The sequence below is a fragment of the Pyrobaculum sp. genome (assembly GCF_049971835.1).
GTDB lineage: Archaea > Thermoproteota > Thermoprotei > Thermoproteales > Thermoproteaceae > Pyrobaculum.
On the sequence record NZ_JBMFKV010000127.1, the window covers coordinates 1 to 5882 of the forward strand.

6 protein-coding genes and 1 pseudogene are annotated in these 5882 nt (G+C 58.2%); 1 reads left to right on the plus strand and 6 read right to left on the minus strand.

Annotated features, from left to right (window positions below; translation table 11 throughout):
- A pseudogene (locus tag ACP5J3_RS10265) lies at positions 1 to 290 on the minus strand (hypothetical protein); the annotation flags it as partial.
- A gap of 39 nt (positions 291 to 329) precedes the next feature.
- Positions 330 to 596, minus strand: a complete 267-nt coding sequence (locus tag ACP5J3_RS10270; protein ID WP_428495608.1) for a hypothetical protein — start codon at positions 594 to 596, stop codon at positions 330 to 332.
- Positions 597 to 643: 47 nt separating this feature from the next.
- Here ACP5J3_RS10270 and ACP5J3_RS10275 point away from each other — a divergent pair, with 47 nt between their 5' ends.
- Entirely contained in the window at positions 644 to 1198 is a 555-nt protein-coding gene (locus ACP5J3_RS10275) for a ZPR1 zinc finger domain-containing protein (protein ID WP_428495609.1), read from the plus strand.
- On the opposite strand, the gene ACP5J3_RS10280 is transcribed toward ACP5J3_RS10275, so the two are convergent.
- The 4 genes from ACP5J3_RS10280 to ACP5J3_RS10295 are packed head-to-tail and all read right to left on the minus strand — an operon-like array spanning position 1170 to position 5298.
- Positions 1170 to 1700, minus strand: a complete 531-nt coding sequence (locus tag ACP5J3_RS10280; protein ID WP_428495610.1) for an HD domain-containing protein — start codon at positions 1698 to 1700, stop codon at positions 1170 to 1172. The two genes, ACP5J3_RS10275 and ACP5J3_RS10280, sit on opposite strands and share 29 nt — an antisense overlap.
- Positions 1697 to 2950, minus strand: coding sequence for a Glu-tRNA(Gln) amidotransferase subunit GatD (gatD, locus tag ACP5J3_RS10285; RefSeq protein WP_428495611.1), 1254 nt, complete (start codon positions 2948 to 2950; stop codon positions 1697 to 1699). Before gatD ends, ACP5J3_RS10280 begins: the two co-directional genes overlap by 4 nt.
- Positions 2951 to 2960: 10 nt before the next feature.
- The gene (locus tag ACP5J3_RS10290; protein WP_428495612.1) at positions 2961 to 4826 is read right to left on the minus strand and encodes a S9 family peptidase; all 1866 of its coding nucleotides are present in this window, start codon (positions 4824 to 4826) and stop codon (positions 2961 to 2963) included.
- A gap of 28 nt (positions 4827 to 4854) precedes the next feature.
- Complete coding sequence (locus tag ACP5J3_RS10295; RefSeq protein ID WP_428495613.1) at positions 4855 to 5298, minus strand: hypothetical protein; 444 nt, start codon at positions 5296 to 5298, stop codon at positions 4855 to 4857.
- Positions 5299 to 5882: the final 584 nt, after the last annotated feature.

A 5882-nucleotide genomic window follows, 5' to 3' on the forward strand; every position in this document is an offset into this window, starting at 1 on the left:
GCCACGGCGTCTGGAAGCGCCACGCCGGGCTGATACGCCACGACGTAGACATAGGCATCGCCATACAGCTGAGACACCCCCCGCGAAACAGACCCGTTGAAGAAGACATAGGCAGTAGACACCCCAACAACATCACTAAAACCCACAGAAGCACCACGGACACCCGGAAAGATTATGCCCATTAGGCCGGTTGTCCCGAGTATGTAGCCTGTTTCGGCGAAGATAAGTGCCAACAATGCTATTATGAAGATCTTTCCCCGCTTCTTTCTCTTCTCTGTTGCTCGTGGCATAACGTCGTCGGCTTTATCCGAATTTAAAAACTTGATGTACTAGCAGTACTGCAGAGTTCCGGGGTTTAGAAATGTTATCCACATGACGAGTAGGTACAGCAGGGCTAGGCCCGCGCCGATTGTCTCCAATTGTCTGTACCATCTGCTCAGCAGAAGGGACCCACCCGCCAGTGCGCCGAGGAGCACGTATCCGGTCAGCACCCCGCAGTACGCAGTCTGGGCGTTGACTATGCTCCAGAGCCCGTTCAGCACGAGTGCTATGAACACCACGGCGGCGAGGCCCACCGCCACGTCGAATTTCTCCATGGGGTATGGGGTGTGACACGTTTTTAAATTATTGCCCACCTCGGCGCATGTCTGTGGTATTCAGCACAGAGGCGACTTGCCCCGTCTGTGGAGCCAAGACGTTTAGGTACGTCGAGGTGCTCTACGACACGCCCTTCTTCGGCAACGTGCTTATACAAAGCGGGTACTGCCAAACCTGCGGCTACAGATTCTTCGACATCGACTACGCAGAAGTCGGCCGCCCGACGCGCGTCATATTCACGGCGCAGGACGGCACAGACGTCGCCAAGTCCTTCCTCATCCGTAGCAAGACCGGCACGATCTACTCCCCCGATCTTGGGTTCACCTTAGAGCCCGGAAGCCACGGAGAGCCCATGATCACAACAGTGGAGGGCTTTCTCTACAAGGTTATCGACTACGCCGAGAGGTTAAAGGTACTTGAGCCAGAGGGCAGGGAGAGGGTAGACCAGTTTATACAGAGAGTTTATAAAAAAATCGAGGAGGGGGGCTTCACCCTCGTGGTGGAGGACCCCCTGGGGAAGTCCCTAGTAATCCCGTATAGGGAGGGCACGGCGAGGGTTGAGTATCTAGACGCTATAGGCCAGCCCCAGGGCAGTACCTAGCCAAGTATAGGTCGAGGATGTGGGCCAGGTCATCGTATTTAGACAATTTTCCATACAAGTTCTTTATAAGGTCGTCTGTGTCGAAGCCGAGCTTCTTGTAGCGGCAGGCTCTTATAAGAGTGGCTAACTTATCCGCGAAGGCCACTATGCGGCCTACGAAGTTTGTCTCGTAGCGGTACCACCGGAACAGCTCAGCCAAGTGGGGGAACTCCCTTTTTATAACCTCCTCCTCAAGCTCCTCCCACCTCAGTCTATCTCTCACCTCGCGGCCGGGGTGGCCCAGTATGGACTCGGCCAAGTCGTGCACAGCCGCCACCGCCAACACCTTTGCTAAATCCACCTCAGCGCCCTCTGCGTTTAGATGCGCCGCGATTTCCCCGGCGAGCAGGGTCACCAACATGATGTGTTCACACACGCTTTCGGCGTCTGGGACGCCCCTCTGCAACCACCCGACGCGCGGCGTCTTGCATAGAGTGTCAACCACGGACAAGGCGTCGCTCATAATGCCCCAAACGCGGTGGGGTCAGATCTAGGACTTATCTCGTAAGCCACGGGCGTCGCCAGTATCCGCGCCACCTCCTCCTTCTTGAAGTTAGCCAAGGCCCAGGACATCTTGGCATAGGCCGCCTCTGGCAACATATCCTCTAGAGGCACGACGCCCATGGACAGCAACTCTCTTCCCCTCCTATACACATAGAGGTTCACCCTGCCGAATAGAGTCTGGCTCGCCACAGCCACCACGACGCCGGCGTCTGTTAGTTTCTTAATAGCTGGCAGTAGGTACTCGCCTACGTGGCCGAAGCCCGTCCCCTCGATCACCACGCCCCTCACCCCGATTTCAAGCAACGCCTCTAGGAGGCGCGGGTGCATCCCGGGGTAGAACTTAACCAGAGCAACCGCCTCGTCGAATTTCGTCGTGTACTCCAGCCCGCCCCTCTCCTTGTAGTCGGCCGTGTTTATCTGCAACACGTCTTTATCCGGGTAGTACTCCGCAATGGGGGCGGCGTTTACTGACTGAAACGCGTCTCTGCGCGAGGTGTGCATCTTCCTCACCCTCGTCCCCCTGTGGATAGCCACCGCCGAGTCGCTACTTGACTTGTGCATCGCCACGACAGACTCGGCGAACGGCGCCCTGGCCGCCGCCGCCACCGCCGCCTTGAGGTTCAGCACGGCGTCTGTAGAGGGCCTATCGCTCGACCTCTGCGCCCCCACAAACACCACGGGGCCGGGGGCTCTCCTGAAGGCAAAGGCCATGGCCGCAGCGGTGTAGTGCATGGTGTCGGTGCCGTGCATAACCACGACCCCCCGTGCCCCTCTCTGGAAAGCCTCCCCTATCCTCGCGGCGACGAGAGACCAAAGCCCCGGCGTCATGTCCTCGCTGAACTTCGCCGTGACCTCCTCCACCTCAATCGGAGCCTCCAAGCCGCCGAGGATCTCTATGAGGTAGTCCACGCTGAGGGTTGGGTAGACCCCTCCCGTGACGTAGTCAACCCTAGAGAGAATCGTGCCGCCCGTCGCGAGTAGCCAGATCTTCTCTCCGCCGCCACTCGGCGCCGGCTGCACTGTGGGGGGCGGCGGCGCCACTTCGCCCAGCTCGACCAGCTCCTTGATTCTCCCCTTCTTGAAGCCGACGTTGTAGCCGTTCCTCAGCTTCAATACGACGATGTCCGGGTCGCTGAACTGCGTCGGAGGGATCAAAACGCCTTCAAAGACGTCGCCGTTGTCCAGAGTTACTCTAACCCGCTTATACATATCTATCCAGCTAGTTTAGAATCTCCTTAAAGTTTTCCACACGGTGCCTAGGCTTCCCCTTCCGGGTCAACTCGTGGCTCTCCTCGGGGAAGAGGACCAGCCTCGCATCCACTCCGTGTAGCTTAAGCGCCGTGAAGAAGAGAATCCCCTGGTCGAGCCACGTTCTGTAGTCCTCTATGGAGTGGATAATCAATGTCGGCGTCTTGACCCTATCCGCCAGATACAGCGGGCTCTTCTCTATACAGAGCTCGCGGCCTCTCCACGGGGTACAGCACAGCTGATCCTCCACGAAGTACCACCCGATGTCGGTGGTGCCGTACATAGACACCCAGTCGCAGATAGAGCGCTGGGTCACCGCGGCTCTGAACTTATCCACGTGGGTAATTATCCAGTTGGTCATAAAGCCGCCGTAAGACCCGCCAGCCACGGCCGACCTATTTGGATCAAGAGGGTAGTTCCTAACCACGTGCTCCGCAACCTCCATCAAGTCTTGGAAATCTCTCTCGCCGTATCTACACCTAATATCTGCAAACTCCTCGCTGTAGCCGTCGCTCCCCCTGGGGTTTGAAAAAACCACGGCGTACCCCCGCGAGGCCAGTAGGTGAAATTCGAACATGAAGCCCTCTCCATACGCCGTCTTAGGCCCCCCGTGTATGTACAACACCCACTTATGCGGGCCGGGGCCGTCCGGCAACAGCACCCACCCCTCCACCTCCTCCCCATCGCTCGCCTTGACCACAAACCTACTGGGCCTTCTGAGGCGCCACCTCTCCAAAACGAAATCGTTAAAGCGGGTTAACCTACGGGCCTCGGACCCGTCCCAGTAGTACAACTCCTTAGGCCTGTCCGCCTCCATGTAGGTATACACAACGCCGCCTCCCAGCGGCGCGAACTCGTCCACAACCCCCCTAGGCGTGAGGACCGGGGACACCTCGCCGCTGAGCTCTGCGCGGAAAACCCCAACAGTCCCCCCGACAGTGGCCTGGAACAGCACGGAGTCCCCAGCCCAGTAGAGAGACCTCGCGTAGCTAGGCCCCCTCGCGTCGCTGTTAACCCCGTTGCCAACCCCATACCTAAAGCCGCAGGTGACGCACACCGGCTCCCCACCCTCCTCCACTACCCACACCCTGGAGTGGGAGGACAGCCCCCTAGGCCTCAGGTGGCCCGTGAAGGCTATTCGCCTCCCGTCGGGGCCCCACGCGACTTCAGACACAGAGGAGAACCCCGAAGCCGCCACCACCCGCTCCCCTGTCTTCAAGTCGAGGACAACCACGTCTTGTATATGAGGCCTCCTCCAGTCACGGGCCACCACGTACGCTATCCTCCTTCCGTCGGGGCTCCACCCAGCCCTCAACACCCTCACGTCCCCCTCAGTCAGCCTCTCCACGGCGCCGCTGAGGGCATCCACGATGTAGAGGTGGCTGGCGACGTTGTACGCGAAGCCGAAGTCATTTATCCACACAGGCAACCTCTCCACATGCTTAACGTCGCTTTCAAGAGCGCCCTCATACGCCACCACGGCCAAGGCGCCGCCGTCGGGCCCCCACGCGAAGTCCAGAACCCCCAGAAACTTGGCCAACTGCCTAGGCTCCCCACCCCACTCCGAGACCCACAGCGCGACGCCCCTCTCCTTTTCCCCAAACCCCCTCCGGGAGAGGAAGGCGATCCGCGCCCCGTCGGGAGATGCCTTAGCCGCCAAGTCGAACGGCCCCGGCAAGACAGACCTGCAGAAGTCCCCCTCGCAGACCCAGATAGAAGACTCGTACCTATCCAGCTCTAGACTTACCCTCGTCACCGTGAAGAGAACCCGGCCGCCGCCGACGTCTGGGCTGGAGACGAGGACAAGCTTAGCCAAGTCCTCCGGGGAAAGAGACATAGGGTGGGAAAAGGGGCTTGTATTAAAACTACTCCCCGGGGCAACGGCCCTCCGCCTGCGAGACTGCGGGTGTGAAAAAGAAGCTGAACCCCTGTCTCGTCACGACGCGTCCCGTGGGCATCCAGCCGGGCGCCACCGAGACGCCGGGGAACTCGGCCTTTATATACCCCACGTCACCCGCCTTTACCACTTCCCTCTCCACACCTCTCACGTAGACTCTCACGCTGGGCGATAGCTTGCCGTCTAGCTCAACCCCCGAGATGGAGAGGCCGCCGGCGCCCCCGACCATGAAGCATATCTTCACCTCAGCCCCCGCGGAGGTTGGGTAGATGTAGGCCTGCGTCAGCGCTATGTAGGTATACTGCAGAGAGGAGTAAAACGTGGTGTAGAGATACCCCGCGAGGGCGATGGCAATAGCCATGATAAACATAAGAAGAATAGCCACCTGAATACTAACAACAGCACCTCTCATAAGAAATTTCTACATACCAGAAATATAAACTACACGGCAGGTAGCCACCACACGCACCTCATACGCACCGCACAGCCATGCGAAAATAACAGCGATACCACAGCTCTAAGTAGTAATCTAAAGCCGTAGCATGTAAGAAGTGCATGCCACGCAGCGTGAGTGACCGCGTTAACAAATGATGGTTCTAGAAAAGACAAAGAGATGTTACTTGATTCTAAGCTCGGGATGTTTTTGGCGAAAATTGGGGTTTCAACGCCGGGTTCAGGTATAGGCGAAATATTCAAATTTCAGCGTTCATATGTCTCTTGCCGGGACTACGCCGGACGAGGGCGGCGGACGCCGCGCTGTGAATCCGGCGGGGCACCGCCCCGTCTTATCGCACCATCGTAAAGAACCTTGAGGGACTAGCCCATACTTGAGTTCTGGAAGAATCTACGCCTAAAAGTCGCTGAAGGGAACTTCCCAGCTCCTAACAGCTCCTCTATTTACAAGATCCCAATCCTCGCCTACTAGGGGGATCCTTAAGTTTCTTAGATTTAAGGTGAAATAAACGGTGTCGTAGTAAGTGATGCCCCACCCCGAGC

Coding starts and splice junctions, on each gene's coding strand:
- ACP5J3_RS10290 (WP_428495612.1), bottom strand. CDS start 4,826: ATGTCTCTTTCCCCGGAGGACTTGGCTAAGCTTGTCCTCGTCTCCAGC.
- gatD (WP_428495611.1), bottom strand. CDS start 2,950: ATGTATAAGCGGGTTAGAGTAACTCTGGACAACGGCGACGTCTTTGAA.
- ACP5J3_RS10295 (WP_428495613.1), bottom strand. CDS start 5,298: ATGAGAGGTGCTGTTGTTAGTATTCAGGTGGCTATTCTTCTTATGTTT.
- ACP5J3_RS10280 (WP_428495610.1), bottom strand. CDS start 1,700: ATGAGCGACGCCTTGTCCGTGGTTGACACTCTATGCAAGACGCCGCGC.
- ACP5J3_RS10270 (WP_428495608.1), bottom strand. CDS start 596: ATGGAGAAATTCGACGTGGCGGTGGGCCTCGCCGCCGTGGTGTTCATA.
- ACP5J3_RS10275 (WP_428495609.1), top strand. CDS start 644: ATGTCTGTGGTATTCAGCACAGAGGCGACTTGCCCCGTCTGTGGAGCC.